Raw genomic sequence first — 22,448 nt, 5'->3', positions numbered from 1 at the left:
TTTAACTTTTTTGATTTCAGCTTATGACCCATTAAGTTTCTAGCTATTAACGAATCACCTAACTATGTCGACTAAAAAAGAGATTTCTAGCTTATGGATAAAACAAAAAATTTAGGCCTCTTTGAAAGGTATCTCAGCGTATGGGTCGGCCTCGGCATAGTTGTCGGGATTTTACTTGGCCGCTTCATGGGGGACGAAATCAAGCCTTTGGGTGAGCTAAGTTATGCAAAGGTCAATATTCCCATCGCCATATTAATTTGGTTTATGATCTACCCAATGATGGTACAAATTGATTTTAGTTCTATCAAAAATGCGGGCAAAAAACCAAAAGGTCTGATTCTAACTTTATTTATTAACTGGGGGCTCAAGCCCTTTTCTATGGCCTTTTTTGCATGGCTGTTTTTTGATAATATTTTTAAAGGCTTTTTGAACCCTGAACAAGCTCAGGAGTATTTTGCAGGCGCCGTTTTATTAGGTGCGGCCCCTTGTACCGCGATGGTTTTTGTGTGGTCCTACTTAACTGATGGGGACCCTTCTTATACTTTGGTACAAGTATCGGTAAATGACCTCATTTTACTTATTGCATTCATTCCTATAGTTAAGTTTTTGCTGGGGGTAAATCAAGTAGAAATCCCCATGGATACTTTAACTATGAGTGTCATTATTTTTGTACTAGTTCCACTCATTACAGGTTTTCTTTCCAACCGGATTTTGATAAAAAAATATGGGGAAACATGGTTTAAAGATACCTTTTTAAAGAAACTCAAACCATTCTCAATTATCGCCCTCATCATGACTCTAGTTCTTCTCTTTGCTTTTCAGGGCAACAAGATTGTTGAGTCTCCTTTAAGTATCCTCATCATTGCTATTCCCTTGACTATCCAAACCTATTTTATCTTTTTCACCTCTTGGTTCATCGGTAAAAAACTCAAACTTGAACATTGTATTCTCTCGCCTGCAGCCATGATTGGTGCTAGTAACTTCTTTGAACTCGCTGTGGCCGTGGCGATCGCCCTCTTCGGCCTCAATTCTGGAGCTGCTCTTGCCACAGTGGTGGGCGTCCTCATAGAGGTCCCCATTATGCTCAGCCTAGTCAAAATTGCTAATAAGTGGAAGTTTACACAAGCCTCATAAGAAAAACTTCTCTACAAAGCAAGTTTCTTTCCGTACAGTAGAATTTGTGACTCCTCTACTGTAAATTTAATTCACAACATACTTATCGAGGTTCGACATGATTCACCATATTTCTCTCCCCACAATTAATCCCCAGCGAACTGTTGAGATCCTGCAAAAAATCTTTTCGGGTAAGATCACTGATTTTTCTCCGACGCCGAATGCCTTCATATTATGGTTTGGCGATGACTTTGGTTCGGCTTTAGAAATTTACCCTGCGGAAACAACGCTTCGTCCTGGCGATGCTTCTAAGCCTTGTCATTTCCAACATGACAACACCGAAAGATTCAATGCGGTCCACGCGGCAATCTCTTGCCAGCTCTCGACTCCAGAGATTTTAGCCATTGCCAAAGAAAATGATTGGCATGCCGCCGAGTTCCGTCGCGGTTCTTTCCGAGTCGTAGAATTTTGGATTGATAATCACTTCATGCTCGAGCTCCTTACACCAGGGATGAGCGAGGAATACTTACAAATGGCTAATAAACATAAAGATACATAAAGGTCTATTCAGTTTATCTGCCTGCATAAGCTGATACAGGCGAATGTGGGATTCAGCTCCCTGTAGAAAAACTTTGTTTTTTTTGTAAAAAGTCATTTGATCAAAATAAAACTATGTGTATTATCAATGCCACACAACGCGAGTGTAGCTCAATGGTAGAGCATCACCTTGCCAAGGTGAATGTTGTGAGTTCGAGTCTCATCACTCGCTCTTCAAGCCCGAAACTTAGGTTTCGGGCTTTTTTTATTCCCACATGCCCTTTGCTTGATTTAAAGTATTTTTAATTCACATTTTGAGTCATTATAATAGGCATCAAAATAATCAGTCTATAGAACTTATGCTTATCAACTCGCTCATCATTATCATTGCCTTATGCTTAGGCGCCTACTTGGCGTTTTCCCCCAAGCTTAAGAAATCTTCTTCATGGCAAGCCATGGTCACCCCCTTGGCATCGATCATGGGAAGTGGATTCTTGGTCAGTGCCCCTCTTCTCGGTGGCGTCGTTGGAGTGAATGCAGTCTTTTGTATGGCCATACTCTTGGTTATTGCCTATGGTGTCGGCAGTGTGATGCGTTATAATATTTTAAATTTCGAACCCATCGAAAATGAGACTGGCCACCCCCAGCAAATTGCCTTTTTATCTCGTATCATTTTAGCTGGGGCCTATTTCATTTCCGTGACCTATTACCTGCAATTACTCGCGGCTTTCTTACTTAAATCTTTTGGGATTACCCACCCGCTCATGGCCAATTGGATCACCACGGCTTTGCTATTAACGATTGGGTTCATTGGCATTTGGCGAGGACTCGGTATGCTCGAAAAAATGGAGAAGTACGCCGTAGCGCTCAATTTAGGCATGATTGGTTCACTTTTATTCGCCCTAGCTTACTACAATATCAAATTGGCTTCACAAGGTTCTTGGGCTCTACCAGAAATTTCCTCTTCAATTAATTCCAATGACATCCGCATCCTCCTCGGGCTCCTAATTGTTGTTCAAGGATTTGAGACTTCGCGTTACTTGGGCGATCAGCACAGTCCTGCTGAGCGAGTCAAAACGATGCGATATGCGCAAATTACGGCTAGTATCATCTATGTTCTATTCATCTCTTTAGCCACCGTACTATTTCACAAAGATATGGGAGCCGATGTAACCGCCATCATCGAAATCACCACGCCAGTGGCAGTGGTATTGCCCACCTTGCTCGTGATCGCAGCTATCGGTAGTCAGTTTAGTGCCGCCGTAGCTGATAATGCCGGAGCTGGCGGTCTAATAGGCGAAATCACTCATCATCGAGTTCCTCTTTCTTATGCCTATGCCTTCATTCTGCTGATCACCATTGTGCTAACTTGGGAAACCAATGTCAATTTGATCATTGTCTATGCCTCACGGGCCTTTGCATTGTTTTATTTACTACAGAGTTGTTTAGCGACGCTCTTAGCTAAAAAGAACAAAGAGTCCAAGAAAGCCCTGATGTTTGCGGGATTAGCAGCTATCTGCGCCTTAGTATTTTTAATTGGTGCCCCCGCTGAATAAGACTTATTTCTTGAAATGATGAGTCTCTGAGCGGCTTTATTTCTCCAAGCTCAAATTTACACTTGATAAACCCTGCTTAATCCCATACTATTAAGCAGATAATTTTACCTAAGCTTTTGGAGACCCCTATGAAAAACATTATTATTCTCAGTGCCCTACTCTTTAGTTTCATCAGTACTGCCGCTGAACCCGTGAAAATCTGGATCAGTTCTGTACAAGATAAGCAGTACTACGAAGAGATGGTTGCCCGCTACAAAAAAATTGATCCCAATTTTAGCGCCGAAATCTCTGCTTTCGGCTTCATGGAAATGCCGGATAAACTCAGCGTCGCCATGAAAACCGGAATTGGCACTCCCGATATCGTTCAATTAGACGAAATCGTTTATAGCATGTTCCTCCGTGGTCCTGCGCCTTTCCTCGACCTCGCTGATCGCGTTAAAAAAGCTGATATCGCCAAGGACTTCCACCCTCAGCGCCTCGACCTATTCAGTCAAGGCCAAGCCATCTATGGCCTACCCCAATCCATTAGTGCCTATGTCATTTTCTATCGCAAAGACCTCTTCGAAGAATTTGGCATCTCTGCAGACGACATCCAAACTTGGGATGACTTCCAAACTTTAGGTGCCGATCTCGCAGCGGAAGGTCAGAAATTCATTCCTTTAGACCCAAGCTATTTTGAAGTTTTACTCCGTCAGCGTGGCGGTCGTCTCTTCGACAAAAAAGGCAATGCTTTTCCTGACTTTGACCTAGCTGTCGACACACTCGAGATCCTCGCCAAGATGCAAAAAGATAAAATCGGTGGCCTTCCTGACCGCGGAACTATTTTTGATCCTGTTTTCTTTTCTGGTGACGTAGAGAATAACGAGGTCCTCGCCATTATTGGTGCTGATTGGTATGGTCTCGATATGATTCAATCATTTTGCCCCTCACTCGAAGGGAAATGGGGCATTGCCACACTTCCAGCTTGGACTGACAAGAAAACGAAAAAAGCTTATAAATCAGCGACTTTTGCCGGTCAAGGACTGATGATTTATAAAGGCAGTAAAAACGTTGATAAATCATGGGGTTTCATGGAATGGGTTATGACTGATAAGGAAGCCAACGTGGCTCGCTTTGTCAATCGCAATAGTTTCCCGGCCTACAAGCCAGCGTGGACCGATGCACGCTTACTCGCCACTAATTCTTATTTTGCTAATGAGTCATTGGGAGCCACAATTCTCAGTGTGTCGTCAGAACTTCCCAAGATTAATATGAATGCCAAGCGTGGCATGGCCGTTTTTCTCATGCGTGAAAAATACTTTGCTTCTGTTCTCATGGGTTATCAGACTGCAGAAGAAGCTTTAAAAGAACTCAAAGGTGCACTCGATAGCGGTGCTTCTATGGGTGGCGGTAAAGGTCCTGATGATAAAGGCCCTCAAGATAAGTAATCTTTAGTCCCGCATTGCACAAAGCCCATTCACCCTATAATAGCAGCACAGCCGTGCTGCTATTTCCTTTTTTTATCTTTCTCGTCCTCTTCTGGCTCATCCCTTTATGCCAGGGCTTAATGATGAGTTTCACTTCTGATCCTAGCCTCAGCAATCAGCAAATGAGTGATGAGAGCTTTATTGGTTTAGCGCACTACTATGACTTAATCAAAGATCCGACTTATCACAAAGCTCTAAAAAACACCACCGTATACACACTTGGGGCAATTGGCATTATCATCCCTTTCTCCTTTTTTCTCGCTCATTTACTCCTGGCCTGCCACAAGCTCTTGCGCCCCGTATTTAGTTTTATTCTCATTGTTCCAGGCATCACCCCTCCCATAGTTCTCTCCATTCTATTTTTACTCTTTTTTCACGGAGAAAATGGCATTCTCAATCAATTTATTGCCGCCCCGCTCATTGCCCTACTCAAGTCTTTAAATTCTCCTTGGGCCGAATCCTTGCCCGATTATATCAACTGGCAAAAAGACCCGCGCTTCATTATGTTTGCGCTCATTTTCCAATCCGTGTGGCGTTGGACCGGCTTTATCACTTTATTTTTCCTCTGTTCTTTGCAAGCCATTCCCAAAAACTTGGAAGAAGCCATCGAACTCGAGGGCGCTAGTTTTTTTAAGAGACTCATTCACTTGCGTATCCCCTCTTGCTCTCATGTTATCTTGTTTGCCATAATTTATTTAATGGTGGATTCCATTGCGATGTTTGCGGGCTCCTATCGTTTGCTCGGAGGCTCCGGTGGTACTGATGATGCTGGCTTATTGCTCATTTCCTACGTCTATCAAACCGGCTTCACTTTTCAACAATTTAACCGTGCTGCAGCCATTAGTATGTCAGTCGTACCCTTTCTCGCTTCCTTAATTTGGTTGCTCTTTTGGCGACAAAAAAAGGATGAGCTACAATGAGTTGGAAAAGACACAAGCGCGCCAAAAGCTACTTATCCGCCATGATCCTTACGTGCGTTGCATTGGTATTCATCTACCCCTTTATTTGGATGTTTTTCTCGAGCTTCAAAACGAATCAAGAGATCTATCAATCCAGTCAATTACTCCCCCAGAGCAAGAGTTTTATCCAAGCTCGGCAAGTCGCCATACAAGATGATAAGAAAGTCAAAAACCGCGCTCAATCATTTCGCGAAAAACGCAAAATTCGTGCTCAAATCAAAGAGCTCGAGGCCCTACAGCAAAGGTCCCCCAAGCCTGAACAGGCACAAGCCCTCAGGGATCTTGAACAAGACTTAATAACACTTGATCAAGTCGCTCAGACACCAAGGAAAAATAAGGTCCCTGTTCAAGAAGAAGAATCATTTTGGTCGATTATTAGCAATCTAGATTTTCAGTACTTCGATATTTTGCTCAAATCGAATTCGCGTCATTTAGAAAAGCTAGAAAGGAAAATCCAGGCAGAGACTAATGAGCAAGAAAAAGCTCGCTATCAAGCGGAATACGATCATCTCGCTCAATACCAATACTTCGACTTTCGCAAAGTCTTTACGAATTCACTCCTAGTGGCTTTATTGCACTGCTTTGGTGCCGTTACTTTGAGTGCCACAGCGGGATATGTCTTTGCCAAAATTGACTTCAAGGGCAAGAAATTTTTCTTCACTTTAGCCATCTTAGTTATTCTCATCCCCAAGCAATCCTTGATTCTACCGCTCTTTGAATGGATCAACTTCATTGGCCTCAGTAACTCTCACGCGGGAATTGTTTTACCAGGGGCCCTCAATGCCATCGGCTTGCTCTTTTTTACACAAATTTGGAAACAAGTCCCCGATGACCTCTTAGATATCTGCCGTCTCGAGGGCGCTAGTGAACTCAGAACTTTTGTCCACGCTCTCCCGCTCATTAGTTCAGCTTTACTTAGCTTTGCCCTCTTGGATTTCATCATGTCTTGGAATGAGCATCTCCTCCCCCTCATCGTGCTTCAGAGCCCCGACAAACAAACCTTACCTTTAGCCCTTAGTCAACTCATGGGTGCAAGTTTAGGCGAACCCCTCGCCGTCATCATGGCTGGTGCAACCTTCACCATCTTGCCAACCCTCACCCTCTTTGCCCTACTCTACCGCCGCATCAAATCTTCTTTAGCCGACCTGCATTTGCATTAAAACTCAGCTTTCAGGTTTCAGGCTGGGGGATAAAAAAGCTTTTAAAGTCTTTTGAAATTCCTGTCTTTCAGAGAGGTCATTATGCCCAGAATTTTTGATGACTGCTACTTGCGATTTCACTTTTGCGAAGGCCGCAATTAGCTTTTGCGAATGAGACATGGGGATGACTTCATCATTGTCGGCTAGGAGTATGAGTGTGGGAATTTCCAATGCGGGCACGCGATCGACGGAAGGGTATTTCTCCGTCAATAAAATTGACATGGGGTAAATGGGAAAACGTCTCTGGGCAATGCTTTGAATACTATCATATGGGGTGATCAAAACCATTTTATCGACTTGGCGATGATAGGCTAAATAAGTGGTCACTCCTGTGCCCAAGCTACGTCCAATGACAGATAAATTTTGATGATTTGCGGACACCGCATCATGTAAAGCTAAGGCATCTTTGTAAAATGACTTTTCACTAGGACTTCCCGTACTCGCGCCATAACCTCGGTACTCCATTAAATAAATCGTATGCTCAGGGAATTGTAGAAATAATTCATAGGCTCGCGCCACCACACTCTCACCATTGCCACCAAAGTAAATGATAGCCTTTTCTTTATCTCGATTGACGTGCAGGATAGAAATTTCCACATCACCATCTCGCAAGACCAAGTCAAAAAAGCTATGCTCAACTTTCTTGACGGGGTAATAAATGAGACTCGTTTGAAAACAGTAAAGAAGTAAACCCACCAGAAAATAGAGCGCGATGTAAACAGTAATTCGTCTTTTTGTCGTTTTTTTCAATTTGATTACCTCACCTAAGTCGCAATTCTCAAGAATATACGTCCTTAATTTTTAATTTGACCTTTTCCAATTAAAATTCTTTCCTTATCTTATCACAATTGGATAATTATGGGATATAGAAAGATGAAAGAGGAAAATAAAGAGTTAATCATCCGTTTGGTATTGGGGATAATCTTAGGTGTTTTAGCCTTTAACTTTCAGTTCACACGCTTCATCTTTTCCTACCTCACTATACTCATCCACGAACTCGGTCACTCTATTTTTGGTTGGATATACGGCTATCCCTCGATTCCCGCTTTTGACTTCACCTATGGTGGAGGCGTCGCTATGTATATGCAGAGAAAAATTGAGATTATTTATCTTACTTACGCTGTGCTCATCTATGGGATTTATTACCTAAGAAAAAATATCATTCCTCTCATCTGTAATATAGGATTTCTCATTCTGTTTATTTTTACTAGTAGAAACGAAGGGGCAGATATCATGCGTGTCTACATGGGTCATGGTACTGAAATTGCCTTTGCCGCCATTTTTCTCTACCGTGGCTTAACAGGTAGTCAGTCAGTTAACAACATTGAAAGCTGCCTATATATTGCCTGTGCTTTTTTTATCTTTAATCAAAATATAGATTTTGCCTATAGCCTAAGAAATGACGCGGCTTTTCTTGCTAATTATATGCAAGGGAAAGGAGATCTTACTCATGATTTTCATGTTCTTTGTCTTGAGCATTTTCAAGCAAAAAAAATTAAAGATATTGCTTTCTTTCATTACTTTGCCACAGGATTTAGCATCCTCATTGCAGCTGGTTTTGCAGCCTTACGCGCTTATTTACTCGAAAAAGAATTTGATGAAGAAGAAGAATAATTTTCCGCTCTCAGTCAATTAACAGTTTTGAGACGTTGAGCATTTGCTTATGTGATTTATCTTGCTCGGTGTCATCTACTTAATGGAGTTAAAAATGAACAACCGTAGAACCTTTATCAAATCAGCACTCGTAGCTTCCGGAACTGCCCTCTTGGCATCCTGTGAATCTAATGAAGAGCCCGAGGATTTTTACAAAGACGAAGACCCTTTTGCCTACTCAGAAAACTCAAGCTTTTTAACCAAGCCCGAAAAAGGTTTTGATTACTACGGCTTCAATGGCGAAGATTACGATGGTCAAAAACGCAGTGAAACAGCGATGGATAAACATAAGCCCATCATAAAAATTGCCGGTAACAAAAAAGAGTTTATCATCAGCTTTGGTAGTAATGATAAAGTCCACCCTCACAAAAATGGTCACTACTGGACATGGGTCGAAATTACTGATCGCCTCAATAATGTTCATACGGTTGCTTTTCCTGAACCTGCAAAATACGACGAATTCTATGGCGATGAGGGTACGGAATTCCGTGCTTATATTCAAACTCCTGAGCCCCTAGATGGTTGGGTTCGCGTTCGCGCTTGCTGTAAGCCCCATGGCATTTTCGTCAACTACGCAAAAATTGAGGATTAATGGAGAAGTTTCGTCCATTATTATCTGAAAATTCAGACTTTCTCTCCGAAGAACCCTTGGGAGAAAGTGTCTTGGATACAGATGCTCGTCCCATTAGGGTCTGGCAACCCAAGCACCCCGTGGTTGTATTGGGTCGCTCACAAAAAGCCCACAAAGAAATCCATTTGGACAACACCAAAAAAGACGCCATCCCAGTTTTTAAACGCATGGGTGGCGGTGGTTGCGTCGTTTTAGATGAGGGCTGTGCTTGCGTGGCCATTCGCTATGAACGAGAAAAAGAGCTCAATATCGACCGTTACCTGCGTCATAGCTCCAAAGCCATCCAAGCTTTTCTCTATGAAACTTATGGTCTGGCGACAGAAATTCGTGAAAACTACGACCTCTCATATCAGGGGAAAAAGTTCCTAGGAGCATCGCTCTACATGCCTCGTGAGTGGAGTGTTTACTCTTGCGTGATTTTACTACAAAATGATTCCATGGAAAAAATTGTTAAGTACCTAACGCCACCTTCAAAACAGCCTGCTTACCGCGAAGACCGCAAACACGAAGATTTTTTATCGCCATTGGAAAATCATATCGATTTTACTATTGCCGATTTCATCAGTGATCTAGAGACTTTTCTCTATGAAAAAAAGTGGTACCTTGGTCCCCAAGACGAAGATTAATTAGGAGCTCGCCGTGAAAGTTTTATCTGTACTCAGCCTCGTTTTATTTTTTTGCTCATGCCAAACAAATTCAAAACGCCTCCCTCCTGATGTTATTGATAAAAAAATCCCTACCATTGCCGTACTCGAATTTGGCGATAAGAGCCATTTCCGTTATCGCTGGAATGTGGGAGAGGGCATACGCGACTCACTAATTGATGAACTCGTACAATCCAAACGCTATAAAGTTCTCACCCGTGAAAATATTGATGCCGTCATTGGCGAGCTCAATATTCAGCAAGACAAGCTCTTTCGACCCGAAGGCAAAGTAGCACGTGGGCGCCTTAAAAATGTTCAGTACCTACTCAAAGGTTCAGTAACGGACTTTGCACATGTCGCAAAAACTGGTGCCTCCGCCTTTTTTAGCAACTGGGGACTGTCTACTAGTACCCACATTGCCGTAGTCACAGTCACACTCTATATCATCGAGGTTGAGAGTGGCGAAATTATTGCTTCTAAGCAAGTTGAGGGTAAGGCACATGCCACTTCTCTTGATGTTGCCGGGCAGTATAAAAACATGAGTTTTGGCAGTGGCTCTTTTTATCGAACCCCCCTGGGGAAGGCCTGTAAAGAACTTATGCAAGAAGCACTTATAGAAATAAATAAAACGATTGCCGACAAAAAATGGTACCCACGAGTTATTCGCTCCGAAGGCGATAAGTTAATTATTTCTGGCGGTGAAAATCGTGCCATCGAATTGGGGAGTGAGTACTCGGCCTTTTTTCAAGGCTCACCCCTCATAGATCCCGAAACGGGAGATATTTTAGGCTACTCAGATAGCCAACTCATTGGACGCATTAAAGTTACTGAAGTAAAAGAAAAATTTAGCTACGCAAAGATCGTCAGCGGAAGCTTTAAACAAGGGCAAATTCTACGGAAAGTCATCCCCGAAGTCCCCGCAAAGAAGTAATTAGCGACCATGACAGGGGCTTCTCCTGCTTAATTTTTAAAGAAATTACCACTTTTTAGTGTCATTAGCTCTATTTAGCTCTACTTCCGCTAGCCCTTTTCGTGTAAAATTTTTGACAAAGAGTAAATTTTGTCAAAGTATTAGGACATTGTCATGTGTGGGATAGCGGGCTTCCTTAGTAAAGGTGGAATAAGTATTGAAGATAAAGATGCTCTGGGTGAAATGGTCACCCAGCTCGATCACCGTGGTCCCGATGCAGAGGGCACTTGGTTTGATGACCATATGGCCTTAGGTCATACCCGCCTCTCCATCATTGAATTAAGCCCTGCAGGGGCTCAACCCATGCATAGTGCCTGTGGCCGTTATGTTATTTCTTTCAATGGTGAAATCTTTAACTCAGATGAAATTCGTGGGAAAATTAAGACACCTTACCCCTATCAGGGGAATTCTGATACAGAAACAATATTAGCCGCTATTAGTTACTGGGGTGTTGAAGAAGCACTAACCCATTTTAACGGCATGTTTGTCGCAGCTGTATGGGACCGCGCTAATCACGAGCTCAAGTTATTCCGTGATCACCTCGGAAAAAAACCCTTGTTTTACGCTTTTTCTCATCATCACTTTCTGTTTGCCTCTGAACTCAAAAGCCTCAAAAAGGCTCCGAGTTTCAACGCCGAAGTCGCCCACGATGCCCTGCATATGTATATGCAATTTGGCTACGTACCCGCACCTTACTCGATCTTCAAAAATTGCTATAAATTACGTCCTGGTCACATCCTTTCTTTTTCACTCAAAAGCTTCACTGTAAAAAATATTAAAGCTTGGTGGGACCCCCATAAAATTGTCGTTAATGAACCTTCAACACTCAGTTTTGCCGAAAACGTGGAAAAGACTGAGAGCCTTTTGGAAGAAAGTATTCGTCTACGCCTCAATGCCGACGTTCCTGTGGGAGCTTTCCTCTCTGGCGGCATTGACTCTTCACTCGTTTGTGCGATGGCCGCAAAAATTCATCCGCAAGCCCTCAAAACTTTCTCCATTGGCTTTGATGAGAGCCAGTACAATGAAACTGCGCAGGCGGAAGCAACTGCTAAAGCGATTGGTGCCGATCACACGACTTTCATGGTTCAAGCCAAAGATGCCCTAGAACTCATTCCGCGACTCCCGCACATCTGTGATGAACCCTTTGCCGATTCCTCGATTTTGCCCACCACCCTCATTTCACAACTCGCTCGCAAACAAGTTACTGTTGCCATTGGTGGTGATGGTGGCGATGAAGTCTTCTGTGGATATGAGCGTTATTTATGGGGAGAAAGGATTCTTGAGATGCGCAAGAAGTATCCCGATTTTGTCAATAAAGCTATCTGTCATGGAGTCGATTTTTTACGACCTTCAAGTTTGAATCAGCTCGCGACGATGGCCTATAAATTCAAAGGTAAAAAAGCGCCTCACCTCTTTGCCGATAAAGCGGCTAAATTTGCCAAGGCTCTACGTCGCAATAAACCTAGAAAGCTTTATCGCGATCTCCATTCGCTATGGCATCACCCCAGTGATATTGTAGCTAACGGTCAAGATGGTATTCACCTCTTTTCTGATGAAGATGAATGGCCCGATTTTCTCAACCCCATTCGTCAATTTATGTTTGCCGACTTAATGATGTACCTCAGTGATGATATTTTACAAAAGGCCGATCGTGCTTCCATGTCCACAAGCCTAGAATTACGCTCTCCCCTACTCGATCATCGCATTGTCGAACATTCTTGGACAATGAATATGGATAGCTTGATTGGTCCTGAGAAAAACATGAAAAAACGCGTGCTTAAATCACTCCTAGGGCGTCACTTGCCTGATTATGATTTAGAGAGTCCTAAGCAAGGCTTTGCCATCCCCATTGCCGAATGGTTGCGTGGTGAACTCAAAGATTGGGCCCAGGACCTGATTCATAGCTCCGCTAGCTTTGACTTTTTCTACCATCAAGAATTACAAGAGACTTTTAAGCAGCACCTCAATAAGAGTGCGAATCATCAGCACAAATTATGGGCCGCCCTCATGTTCATTCAATGGCATCAGGATTTGAAAAAATCATAATAAGTTCGTAGTACAAGCTTTAGCCTGAATGTTTCTCCCACACGATAAAGAGGCTGTGTGAAAAACAAGCTTTCATGGTGAAGCCTCTTAAATTTTGTATACCACAATGATCGTGGTCTACCTTTATTATATTTCAGCTCTATAGGCTTTGTGCAAAGGCGTATTAACCCATTTATAGCGACATTTTTGAAGTATAGTCCCGTCCTGTAGCCAAGGATTGTAATCAAGTCATCAAATTTCATAATGTTTAAAACTCGCTTCAAGTTGTAAGCCAAATGTGCAAGAGAACATTCAGCCTGAACCATTTCCTTACCGCGAACTAAAAAACCATTGCTAAGAAACTGAGTTTTGATAGTCCCATATGGATGCTCCACTGTTCCTTTACGTGTTGCCATCATTTCTTTGTTTTCGAGAATTCTTTTTGTTGCTCGCTCTTGATATTGTTCATGTTCCCAGCGTGATAGCACCCGTTGTTTTGCTTTTGTACAGCGGAGTTTTAAAGGACAATTTCCACAGGCACTCTTATGGGTATATTGATGGAATCGTTTTCCTCGTTGCTCAGTAGTCCGGATTTTCTTTAAGGTTATTTTATTGGGACAGAGATATGTATCTTCTTTGGAGTTGTAAAGAAAAGCGCCTTTACCATATAGACCTTGTTGGACATTCGATGACTTTTTAACTGTCGGTAAATAAGGAATCATCCCCATATCTTCACAATCTTTCAAATCATCTAAAGTATAGTAACCAGAGTCCGCAGTAAGGTCACATAGTTCTTGCAATTCCAAGAGATTTTTTGTTTCTTGAGCCATGGGAGTGAGAAGCCCTAAATCGTTAATTCTATCGGTGACTTCACAACAAACGATGAGTTTATGTAAACTGTCTACGGAAGTTTGGACGTTATAACCCACGCATGATTTACCCTGTTTACTTATTGTTTTACTGTCTGGGTCAGTCAAGGAAAGGTGACTCTTAGAAGATTTATCCAAGACACTTTTAATTTCATTTAGTTGAATTTCCTTTGTCTGTTCATAATCAAGCTTGTGCTTAAGGGCTTCTTTTCGTTGTCCTGACTCTGGAGCTGGATCATCATCTAATCCCTCAAGGTCATTAAGGTACTGCTCAATCAGAACTTCAGTTTGTTTTAAATTCTTCTCCAGCTTTTTTGAACTCCAACTTTTAGAAATATTATTTGACGCTTTAATTATTGTTCCATCTACTGCAATGGTTTCACCCGCAATGAGCTTTAGCTTCTGACATAACAAGGTGAATTTAGTCGTTGCTTGCTTAAAGGCTTTGCGGTTATTTTTGCGAAAATCGCAGATAGTTTTAAAGTCTGGCTTCAAGCGCTTAAGCAACCAAATGACTTCGAGATTAATATGGCAGTTTTTCTCAAGTTTACGGCCAGAACGAATACCATTGAAATAACCATAAATAAAAAGCTTCAATAAATCAGCAGGGTCATAAGCTGCTCGACCTCGTCCAAGAGGATCTTCTTTTGGAAATACAAAACCACATTCCATTAAATTGAGAGAGTCAACAAACTGATCAATTATACGAACTTCACTATTTGAATCAATATAATCATCTAAACATTGAGGAAAGAAAATACTTTCTCTCCGATCATCACCTTGTATCAAGTTCATTTTGTTCTCCTAATTAATACTAATATAAAATACCATGTATATATTAGTATTAAAGTTGTGTTTGTTTTTCACACAGCCTCTAAATCGTGAACTACATACGAGAAAGAAATATGTCACTAAATAAGCTAATCTTCTAGTGTGATGTAGGAGATGTATTCCACAACATTTTTTAGTTGCTGATCACTGAGAGGAGTCACAATAGCCCGCATTGCCTGACCATCGCTATCGAGCTCGTGGTAGCCCCTTCGTCCCGATTTATAATTGCGCAATTGACTCAAGAGGTACCAATCTTCTAAAATGGCTAAACTTGCCGTTTTGAATTGCTTCAAGCCTTCTGCTTGCTCACCATGACAGCTGATGCATTGGCTTTGGTAGATCTGCTGACCACTTTTGATATCGCCCTTGACTGTACGCAGATAATTCCTAGGTTTTAATCGTGCCATTAGTGCTACCGCCTCGTCGACTTCAGTGGCATCTAAGTCCTTAATAGCCGTCGCCATTAACTCACCCTGATGATCATATTTATGCGCACCGCGCTGACCCGATTTGAATTTACTAATTTGCCTCAGCATGTAGTCTTCTTGAAGGCCATCCAAAATTGGCCCACGCTGCATTTCCTTATTATCATGGCAGAGCATGCATTGATTCAAAGTCGCTTGCGCCTGAGGACTGGGTGGAACCTGACGCTGACAGGAGACTAAGAAACTTACTAAGAGGATGAAAGTAAAAAGCTGGGTATTCATTGGCGGAAAAGTTTTTGTATACAGTGAATCATCAAAAGCCTTTTAACAAAGAGTTTACTTTTGTCACCGAAGGAAAATCGTTAAATAAAAAGCCGTGCTTTTCAAAATAGGGGTGGGATTCGACTTCTTCTTTAAAACTCGAGGAACGCACTAAGCTGCGGTCAATGCCAATGAGTAGCTGGCAATCGGGCTTAGTGTGAAGCTGATCCAAACGGCGACGTAGGGCGCCGGCATGCCAACGGTGAAAAAGTTCCATGTGTACCCGTTTTGCGTCCTTCGCAAAACTGAGGTCGGGAAAAATAATTTCCTGCTTACCCTCTTCGCCCATTTCCACAAAAGGGGTGTCCCCCACGATTTGCCAGTCTTTTGCCTTGTCTGCAAAGCTTTTGTGGAAAAGACGTATTTCCTCGGGGACATAGGCAGAAAAGTTTTTGTAGTGACTCTTTAAACCCTCTTTGTGCGAGAGTTTAAGGACTTTATTTTTGAAACGTGGCAAGTCGATTTTTGCCTCGAATTGCCAATTCGCACAATCCACAAAGGCGGGAATAAAATTGGCTAATTGAAGTCCATATTTACGCGTGTTTTCAAATAGGCTTAAGGGACCATCGATAGTGATTTTCAAAGCGCCCTTTGTCTTACTCTCGATACGAGCTAAGAGTCGGAAAAACTTCAAGTATTTAAAGATTTTGCGTAAGTCAGCCGCTTCTACTTTTTTTAAATTCAGGCTCAAATCACCCGCAAATAACATGTGATACTGAACTTGGGCCAAGTTATAGCGGTGTAAGAGATCGACTGGACGTAGGCTCTTAAATTTGAGCAAGAGATCACTATGGGGCAAATCTCCGTACAAGTCCTCGTGAACAAGGGCTTGCAGATCATTGGGTACTTGCCGCTCTAGATGTTCACGAAAGCCATCAAAATCATATTTGTTTGCTTCTTTTAAATGCTGAGCACTCAAATCAAAAATTTGCTCACGAGCCGAGGCAAAGTCCACTTCTAGGCATTGTGTAAATTCGCAGCGATCGAGACAGAGGCGATTGAGCCCACGCGCAATCAAGGGCGTTGAAAAGCTATTGATAAGAATGGATGATTCCTCTTCCAATTCCTGACGATTTTTCCCTTCTCCGTGAGCATAAATTGTAACTAAATCTTGCGCCAAATCAAGTAAGGCTTGCTGATCAGTTTTTATGGAATGGGGATATATGCGATCTTTGCGTCGAGAAAATTTAACGAGATCCTTCGTAAGCACTGTGCTGTCTCCTCCGTTCTGATACGTTAAATTCACTCGTGTTGCGACTTATTAATTCGTAGAGTACCGCTTGTTTACCTTGCGATTTACGCAAAATTCGCCCCAGTCGCTGAACGTGTTCACGAGTGCTTCCACTACCAGAAACGACAATGCCCACACTAGCTTCTGGTACATCGACGCCCTCATTTAGTACTTTGGAAGTGGCTAAGATGGGATGTTGCCCCGAACGAAAACGCTCGAGCATTTTTTTGCGCTCTGCCGATTTGGTATGATGCGTCAAAACGGGTAGTAAAAAACGACGGCCAATTTCATAGGCAGTATCATTATCTGCGGTGAAAATTAAAACTCGTTCTCCGCAATGATCTTTAAAGATTTGCCAGATTTGGCGAAATTTGGCACGGCCGCAATTAGCGATTTTTTTCTGTGCATAGAAGGCTTTTAAAGCTCGACGCCCTTCGTCACTACGGGCACAAGCCATAATAAAGCGTGCCCAGCCATCGCCATTAGAGAAACTAATTCCGCAGCGTTTGAGAAAATCTAAATAAATTTGACGTTCTTCGTGATAAAGAAATTCTTCATCTTCATCTAAATCAAGCTCAACTCGACGCGTCTCATAGGGGGATAAAATTTCGCCTTTGAGTTCGCCAATTTCCATTCTAAAACAGAGTGGGCCCGTTAATCCGCCATATTCGCTTAAGCCCGTGTGACTACGCTCTGGTGTAGCAGTTAAGCCCATGCGGAAGGGTGCCAGTGACATCAAGGCGGCTTGGCGCATGCGATCTCCAGGCAAATGATGACATTCATCAAAAATCAATAAGCCAAAGCGATCTCCGAGCCATTCCATCATTAGAAGTGCCGAATCATAGGTACTCACGGTAATAGGCTGAACGTCTTTTTCACCACCGCCAAGCATTCCCACTGTACAGCCGAAGGCTTCATTGAGACCGCGTTGCCACTGATGCATTAAATCAATCGTGGGAACCAAAATCAAGCTCGGTCTTTGGCAATGCTGAATACCCATGAAGGCTAAGAATGATTTGCCTGCACCCGTGGGCAAAACAACTAAGCCGCGACAATTGACTTTGCGCCAAGCCTCGAAAGCAGAAGCTTGGTGAGCTCGTGGGCTCATACCATTTTGTAAGACAAAATTTTGTTTTTCATAGTCTTTAGCTTCATCAACAAAAGGGACTTTAGCACGGTGCAAAGCCATGACAATTTTTGCATAATTCATGGCTAATGCTCGGTAAGTCCGCACACGTTCATCGTAAGTTAGCAAGCCCTTTAAGAGCTCTAGGTGTTCATCCCCCAGTCGATCGACTAAAATTGTTCCTGCATCAAAGCTGAGAACAATAGCTTGTTCATCACTCATTCATTAATCGTTATCTTCATCCAAGGTAATTCGACGACCTAGGCCTTTGACGCTCACTTTTTTGGCGTTAGAGAGGTAAAGTTTACCGCCCTTAATGCCCTCTGCAGTGACATAGGCCGTCACGTAAACATTATCCGTACCGTAAGCCGTGCGTTCGAATTCTCCTTTTGGCTTGTCTCGACGATTTTTGGTCATGGATTCTTTCTTAGTCTTTTTACTCTCGGATTTCCAAGTTTTTAACTTGTCGTTTAAATCACTCCAATTAGCGAGGTCGACATTGTAGAGAGGGATTTGCATGATGATCAAATCCGAATCAAGCGTCATCATATAGTTGCGACTGCTACCCGTTCCCATATTCTGAATATAACCATTAATTTTAAATTCCTTACCTTTATATTTCTCAATCTCGCTGCGGTTATAATTGCGCAACTTTTGCTGTAAGACATAAGCGGGAACTCCACCAGTTCCCCACTCGGGAAACAAGGGTGGGGGCGCATCGGAAATTTTTACAGTATTGCCTTCAAAAGTATACTGAAGGTTCAAGTTCTCCATCATGTGCTCAAGGATATCACGAATAGATTTGTTGGCTAAAGTATAAGTTTCTTTCTCTGGGCGAGGTAAAACACTCTTATAGAAAACCGCTCCATTGGTCGCTTTCATTTCGCCCAAATGCGATAAGCGCATACCCTCGTACTCAAAGCTAACTCCCAACCAATACATAGCGTGGATCATTTCGTTGAGTGCGCTAATGGCTGAAACCTCTGAATAGGCAATGGTCATTTTGTGATTTTGTAGGAGTGATTTAAAATCGTCTTCTTCTATATCTCCGCCAGCATCTTCACTGCCACTGATGCGTCTATGTTCCGCATCCTCTTTGCGTTGGCGTTCGGCCTCTAAAGCTAATTGAGCGGCTTCGGCTTCGACATCATAAATTTCTGGCGAGCCAGCTACTTTAAATAGGTGTGCTAAATTCAAATTAAAACCCGAGCCACGGGCATCATCCATGACTAAGTGAACTGACTCATCTAACTGAGTATATTTCTCCGCCATTTGTGCATAAATATAGAGAAATTCACGCATCTCTTTATCATTTTTTAATTCTAGAGATCGAGCCAATAGTTTTTCTGCAAAATATTTAGTCGTGTCTCGTCCTTTTACTGAGAGTGGCTTGCCAAAGACCAGTGACTTTTTGATACTTTGGGAGACTCCTAAGTCGGGTCGCATAAAGTGCACAAAGGCCAAAAGACTCTGTAAATCTTTCGCATTTGGATTGGTATTAGCCTTATGATAAGCGAGTTGCACACCGTAGTGATAAATTTTGTCCTCCAGCTCAGAACGAAATTTTATCGTCCCAGCAGAAACACTTTGCACAAAAATACATGATATTAGTAGGCAAAAGATTTTTTTCATAAACTTCCCAGTATTATTTTAAGAGCAGAAATATATATCGGACAGGCTAAAATTTCTGTACCGATTGAATGAGGAGAGGTACAAAAATGTCTATTGACTGCCACGCATACCCCTTGGAACGGGTTTTCTGGTCATTTATTGCTGGGCTTATGATTTTTATCTCCTGGCATGAAGCTAGTCTTTTGGTTCAATTGAGCCTCTTGCTCATTTTTCTCTGCTTTTTTTTATGGAAGCGTTTATATGCGCAGATATTTTTCCTACTTCTTGGCTCCTTATGGGGGCATTTTTTTCAAGAGCGAGAGCCAAGTAATTTCAAGGCTATGGGAGGAAAGCTGACTGCAAAAGTCTGCGATAGCCAAATCATTAATGGACATACTAAGAGGCAAAGTATTGAACTACAGGTGAGTTCATTCATCAATCACCAAAAACATCATTTAAAGGATTTTAAAGTACTCTTTCAAAAACCCCGCGATCGGGCTTTTCACTTTAATGATCAAATCATCGCTTACGGTTCTTTAGTTCCTCTACGCAGTCAGCTATCTTCCGAACAGGCCTATATAAATCATTTGCATTCCAAGGGGATTTATTGGAAATTCATCCCCTCTTCTCCAGATGAGATACAGATTGAAAGTGCACCATCCCTACAAAAATCTTGTCTTATTTTACGTGATAAGCTACTCAGTCGACTAGAGAAACATTTAGATCATGAAGGCAATTACCAAGTTTTGACCGCAATGTTATTTGGACTCAAACAGGAACTCAATAGTACCCAAAAAGATACCTTGCGACGTTCAGGGTTAATGCATATTTTTGCCGTGTCGGGTCTGCATGTGGGCATTGTTGCTTTCATTCTGCTGTATACCCTACGCTTGTTTTTTATTCCTGTGTGGTGGCGCTTATCACTGTTGCCAATCTTACTCATTCCCTATTTGGTTATGACTGGCATTCCTGCTTCCGCTATGCGGGCTTGGATTATGATTAGCATTTGGTCCATTGGCTTGTGTTTAAAGAAAAATAGCATCAGCCTCAATAGTCTGTATTGTGCTGGTTTTATCATTTTACTGATTAATCCCAATCAAATTTTACTCGCTGGCTTTCAATTTTCTTTTCTCGTCATTTTTGCCTTGCTCATGAGTATAAAAAATCTAGATGAGTTTTGTCGTATCCTCGATGAAAAAATTTATTGGGGTGCACGATTCTCCTTCCACAAGCACCATATAAAAAACAAAGTGATCAAGGCCTTTGGGATTACTCTGGTGGCATATTTGAGTTCTTTGGGAATGAATATTTATCTCTCGGCCAATAGCAATCCCTTCTCTTTGGCAGTTAATCTCCTATGCATTTTCTTGGCGGCCCCCTTAATAACAAGTGCACTGATTTGCTGTTTATTTCCCTTCCTCACTCCCCTACTCGATACCTTCACATCATTTTTTGCGGGCCTCGCAAGTTTAAGTGCTCAATTCTCTTTAAAACTGGGGAGCTTATCCGGCATTAATTGTGCCCTGTATTCTCTGGCTTTTTTATTCATTTTACGACTCAGAATAAAAATGAAGCGGCAAATTTATGCCCTTAGCCTCCTCATTCTAAGCCTGATTATTTTACTGCAATTTAAAGTCCGGGATGAAGAGCTTATTATTTTTCGTTCCGCGGGGCAAGAACAAGTCTCTATCGCTATTTTTGATAAAGGGGATTCCCTTCTAATCAATTGTAGCGATTTCCAGGCATCCAGCTTTTTTACGAAAGAACTCGACCAACGCGCGCTCAAGAAAATTGATTTAGTCATTTGCGATAATCGCAAAAGTTCGTCCTTAGGAGCCCTGAGTTTAATTAATAAGCAGAGGCTCCATTCCATTAGCTTTCTAAAAGCCCGTTCTCGTCCGACGCAGTTTCAACAATACCTCCACCAACAAAGTTTTGAGCTAAATTGCCCGCTTTATTATGATCCTCCGCTCCAGAGTAAAGTGCAAAAAATTGATGATAGCAGTTTCCAATGGCGACAATTTCTTATTCACATTGATAATAATGATTTAGGTCGTGTAAACATTCGAATTCACAAGGGTGCCCAAGTAATTGAGCGCAGTTTAGTGATGAGTAACTACCCACAAATTGAACGCATTCCACTCCAATAAAAAAGGCAGGTACCATAGCACCTGCCTTAATTTAACTAGCGAGTTTGTTGCGATAAAAGTTCATCACTGCCCCTACGGCAGTAGTTTACCGCCCCTATGGCAATAGTTAATTGCGCTTTTCAGCGTAGTGGAACATGGCATCGATACAACGACGCGAACCATCGATATCCTCTTGACTCAGGTGGATCTCGTTCTGAGCTTTAGGATTCTTTAAGCATTCCAAAACATTCTCGAGTGTGTTGGCCTTCATGTATTTACATACTGAACAAGAACCAACAAAATTCTTCTCTGGCATCTCGACTTGAAGTCGAGCTGAAAGTCCGCATTCCGTGAGCATGAGGAAATCATCTGCAGCCGAAGTCTCCATAAATTTGAGAAGCTGAGCGGTTGAACCAACGAAGTCAGAGTGATGTAAAACACCTGGGCTACACTCGGGGTGAGCCAAAACTTTTACGCCATCAAATTCACCGCGAATATAATCAATCATATCCGGATCGTATTCTTCGTGAACATAACAAACGCCATCCCAGAGTTTAATATCTTTTTCAACGCCACGACGCTTCATTTCGTCGATGATATTGAGGCCCATTAATTTATCGGGCACAAAGAAAATCTTGTCTGTTGGTAGGTCTTCAATAATATTGTAGACATTGCCGGATGTCACACATACATCGCACTGAGCTTTGACATCTGCAGTGGTATTGATGTAGCAAACAAAGGTATAATCTGGGTTTTCTTGCTTGAGTTTACGTACGTCCGCACCAGTGATGGAGTCGGCTAAACTGCAGCCATTTAGGGCCGCAGGTACGTAGACATTTTTCTCGGGGTTGAGGATTTTTGCGGTCTCCGCCATGAATTTTACGGCGACAAAAATAATATTGTCTGCACCACTCTCGAGGGCATTGCGACTAAGCTGGTAGGAATCACCTGTGTAGTCGGACACTCCGTAGACAATCTCTGGATTGACGTAGGAGTGAGCGAGAATCACTGTGTTCGTTTCTTTTTTGAGACGGTTAATCTCATTAATCATAGGAGCGATCTTGTCGCAGTACTCTTCTGTGTAGCTACAGGTAGAACCCGCAACCGTCACATTTTTGAGTTTCTCATGCAGTTGATCTGATGTTATCATGT

Annotated in this window: 19 protein-coding genes and 1 tRNA gene; 13 read left to right on the top strand and 7 right to left on the bottom strand. The window is 42.3% G+C overall.

The annotated features are described in order from the left end of the window. Nucleotides 1-93 precede the first annotated feature (93 nt). The 7 genes from arsB to PQO01_RS11130 all read left to right on the top strand — a co-directional run bounded on the left by arsB (nt 94) and on the right by PQO01_RS11130 (nt 6,791). A complete protein-coding gene (gene arsB / locus PQO01_RS11160; protein WP_274314109.1) occupies nt 94-1,134 on the top strand; it encodes an ACR3 family arsenite efflux transporter in 1,041 nt (346 codons plus the stop codon). 97 nt (nt 1,135-1,231) lie between these two features. After that, a complete protein-coding gene (locus PQO01_RS11155) occupies nt 1,232-1,672 on the top strand; it encodes a hypothetical protein (RefSeq protein ID WP_274314108.1) in 441 nt (146 codons plus the stop codon). A 138-nt stretch (nt 1,673-1,810) separates the two neighbouring features. Further along, nucleotides 1,811-1,882: transfer RNA gene (locus PQO01_RS11150), tRNA-Gly, on the top strand. 127 nt (nt 1,883-2,009) lie between these two features. After that, complete coding sequence (locus PQO01_RS11145; protein ID WP_274314107.1) at nt 2,010-3,206, top strand: hypothetical protein; 1,197 nt, start codon at nt 2,010-2,012, stop codon at nt 3,204-3,206. A gap of 128 nt (nt 3,207-3,334) precedes the next feature. Continuing rightward, nucleotides 3,335-4,633 carry an ABC transporter substrate-binding protein gene (locus tag PQO01_RS11140; protein ID WP_274314106.1) on the top strand — a complete coding sequence of 433 codons (1,299 nt, stop codon included), beginning with the start codon at nt 3,335-3,337 and terminating at the stop codon, nt 4,631-4,633. Between the two features lie 119 nt (nt 4,634-4,752). Next, nucleotides 4,753-5,592, top strand: coding sequence for a carbohydrate ABC transporter permease (locus PQO01_RS11135; protein WP_274314105.1), 840 nt, complete (start codon nt 4,753-4,755; stop codon nt 5,590-5,592). Then, a complete protein-coding gene (locus tag PQO01_RS11130) occupies nt 5,589-6,791 on the top strand; it encodes a carbohydrate ABC transporter permease (RefSeq protein ID WP_274314104.1) in 1,203 nt (400 codons plus the stop codon). Before PQO01_RS11135 ends, PQO01_RS11130 begins: the two co-directional genes overlap by 4 nt. Nucleotides 6,792-6,794: 3 nt before the next feature. Here PQO01_RS11130 and PQO01_RS11125 read toward each other — a convergent pair whose 3' ends face one another. Further along, nucleotides 6,795-7,580, bottom strand: coding sequence for an alpha/beta hydrolase (locus tag PQO01_RS11125; protein ID WP_274314103.1), 786 nt, complete (start codon nt 7,578-7,580; stop codon nt 6,795-6,797). A 108-nt stretch (nt 7,581-7,688) separates the two neighbouring features. On the opposite strand from PQO01_RS11125, the gene PQO01_RS11120 reads away from it, so the two are divergent. From PQO01_RS11120 to asnB, 5 genes are all read left to right on the top strand, one after another. After that, the gene (locus PQO01_RS11120) at nt 7,689-8,444 is read left to right on the top strand and encodes a hypothetical protein (RefSeq protein WP_274314102.1); all 756 of its coding nucleotides are present in this window, start codon (nt 7,689-7,691) and stop codon (nt 8,442-8,444) included. A gap of 94 nt (nt 8,445-8,538) precedes the next feature. After that, the gene (locus PQO01_RS11115; protein ID WP_274314101.1) at nt 8,539-9,075 is read left to right on the top strand and encodes a twin-arginine translocation signal domain-containing protein; all 537 of its coding nucleotides are present in this window, start codon (nt 8,539-8,541) and stop codon (nt 9,073-9,075) included. After that, nucleotides 9,075-9,740 (top strand): lipoate--protein ligase family protein, encoded by a 666-nt coding sequence (locus tag PQO01_RS11110; protein ID WP_274314100.1) that lies wholly within the window; start codon nt 9,075-9,077, stop codon nt 9,738-9,740. Before PQO01_RS11115 ends, PQO01_RS11110 begins: the two co-directional genes overlap by 1 nt. Before the next feature lie 13 nt (nt 9,741-9,753). Continuing rightward, nucleotides 9,754-10,689: a CsgG/HfaB family protein gene (locus tag PQO01_RS11105; RefSeq protein WP_274314099.1), complete on the top strand. Its 936-nt coding sequence runs from the start codon at nt 9,754-9,756 to the stop codon at nt 10,687-10,689. A gap of 153 nt (nt 10,690-10,842) precedes the next feature. Next, entirely contained in the window at nt 10,843-12,774 is a 1,932-nt protein-coding gene (asnB, locus tag PQO01_RS11100) for an asparagine synthase (glutamine-hydrolyzing) (RefSeq protein WP_274314098.1), read from the top strand. Here asnB and PQO01_RS11095 read toward each other — a convergent pair. From PQO01_RS11095 to PQO01_RS11075, 5 genes are all read right to left on the bottom strand, one after another. Beyond that, nucleotides 12,753-14,417, bottom strand: a complete 1,665-nt coding sequence (locus PQO01_RS11095; protein WP_274314097.1) for an IS1182 family transposase — start codon at nt 14,415-14,417, stop codon at nt 12,753-12,755. The genes asnB and PQO01_RS11095 overlap by 22 nt on opposite strands. Before the next feature lie 125 nt (nt 14,418-14,542). Next, nucleotides 14,543-15,160 carry a c-type cytochrome gene (locus PQO01_RS11090; protein WP_274314096.1) on the bottom strand — a complete coding sequence of 206 codons (618 nt, stop codon included), beginning with the start codon at nt 15,158-15,160 and terminating at the stop codon, nt 14,543-14,545. Nucleotides 15,161-15,191: 31 nt separating this feature from the next. Next, on the bottom strand, nt 15,192-16,409 hold the full coding sequence (locus tag PQO01_RS11085) for a DUF790 family protein (RefSeq protein ID WP_274314095.1): 1,218 nt from the start codon (nt 16,407-16,409) through the stop codon (nt 15,192-15,194). Next, a complete protein-coding gene (locus PQO01_RS11080; RefSeq protein WP_274314094.1) occupies nt 16,387-17,778 on the bottom strand; it encodes a DEAD/DEAH box helicase family protein in 1,392 nt (463 codons plus the stop codon). The genes PQO01_RS11085 and PQO01_RS11080 overlap by 23 nt, the downstream gene beginning before the upstream one ends. Before the next feature lie 3 nt (nt 17,779-17,781). Continuing rightward, a complete protein-coding gene (locus PQO01_RS11075; RefSeq protein WP_274314093.1) occupies nt 17,782-19,188 on the bottom strand; it encodes a hypothetical protein in 1,407 nt (468 codons plus the stop codon). An 86-nt stretch (nt 19,189-19,274) separates the two neighbouring features. Between PQO01_RS11075 and PQO01_RS11070 the strand changes: the two genes are divergently transcribed. Then, complete coding sequence (locus tag PQO01_RS11070; RefSeq protein WP_274314092.1) at nt 19,275-21,317, top strand: ComEC/Rec2 family competence protein; 2,043 nt, start codon at nt 19,275-19,277, stop codon at nt 21,315-21,317. A gap of 106 nt (nt 21,318-21,423) precedes the next feature. On the opposite strand, the gene nadA is transcribed toward PQO01_RS11070, so the two are convergent. After that, nucleotides 21,424-22,446 carry a quinolinate synthase NadA gene (gene nadA / locus PQO01_RS11065; protein WP_274314091.1) on the bottom strand — a complete coding sequence of 341 codons (1,023 nt, stop codon included), beginning with the start codon at nt 22,444-22,446 and terminating at the stop codon, nt 21,424-21,426. Between the last annotated feature and the right edge of the window lie 2 nt (nt 22,447-22,448).

Origin of the sequence: Lentisphaera marina (assembly GCF_028745505.1) — a bacterium.
GTDB lineage: Bacteria > Verrucomicrobiota > Lentisphaeria > Lentisphaerales > Lentisphaeraceae > Lentisphaera > Lentisphaera marina.
The sequence above is the reverse complement of the archived record's forward strand: the minus strand, read 5'-3'. Positions and strand labels throughout refer to the sequence as shown.

Coding starts and splice junctions, on each gene's coding strand:
- arsB (WP_274314109.1), top strand. CDS start 94: ATGGATAAAACAAAAAATTTAGGCCTCTTTGAAAGGTATCTCAGCGTA.
- PQO01_RS11155 (WP_274314108.1), top strand. CDS start 1,232: ATGATTCACCATATTTCTCTCCCCACAATTAATCCCCAGCGAACTGTT.
- PQO01_RS11145 (WP_274314107.1), top strand. CDS start 2,010: ATGCTTATCAACTCGCTCATCATTATCATTGCCTTATGCTTAGGCGCC.
- PQO01_RS11140 (WP_274314106.1), top strand. CDS start 3,335: ATGAAAAACATTATTATTCTCAGTGCCCTACTCTTTAGTTTCATCAGT.
- PQO01_RS11135 (WP_274314105.1), top strand. CDS start 4,753: ATGATGAGTTTCACTTCTGATCCTAGCCTCAGCAATCAGCAAATGAGT.
- PQO01_RS11130 (WP_274314104.1), top strand. CDS start 5,589: ATGAGTTGGAAAAGACACAAGCGCGCCAAAAGCTACTTATCCGCCATG.
- PQO01_RS11120 (WP_274314102.1), top strand. CDS start 7,689: ATGGGATATAGAAAGATGAAAGAGGAAAATAAAGAGTTAATCATCCGT.
- PQO01_RS11115 (WP_274314101.1), top strand. CDS start 8,539: ATGAACAACCGTAGAACCTTTATCAAATCAGCACTCGTAGCTTCCGGA.
- PQO01_RS11110 (WP_274314100.1), top strand. CDS start 9,075: ATGGAGAAGTTTCGTCCATTATTATCTGAAAATTCAGACTTTCTCTCC.
- asnB (WP_274314098.1), top strand. CDS start 10,843: ATGTGTGGGATAGCGGGCTTCCTTAGTAAAGGTGGAATAAGTATTGAA.
- PQO01_RS11095 (WP_274314097.1), bottom strand. CDS start 14,417: ATGAACTTGATACAAGGTGATGATCGGAGAGAAAGTATTTTCTTTCCT.
- PQO01_RS11090 (WP_274314096.1), bottom strand. CDS start 15,160: ATGAATACCCAGCTTTTTACTTTCATCCTCTTAGTAAGTTTCTTAGTC.
- PQO01_RS11080 (WP_274314094.1), bottom strand. CDS start 17,778: ATGAGTGATGAACAAGCTATTGTTCTCAGCTTTGATGCAGGAACAATT.
- PQO01_RS11075 (WP_274314093.1), bottom strand. CDS start 19,188: ATGAAAAAAATCTTTTGCCTACTAATATCATGTATTTTTGTGCAAAGT.
- PQO01_RS11070 (WP_274314092.1), top strand. CDS start 19,275: ATGTCTATTGACTGCCACGCATACCCCTTGGAACGGGTTTTCTGGTCA.
- nadA (WP_274314091.1), bottom strand. CDS start 22,446: ATGATAACATCAGATCAACTGCATGAGAAACTCAAAAATGTGACGGTT.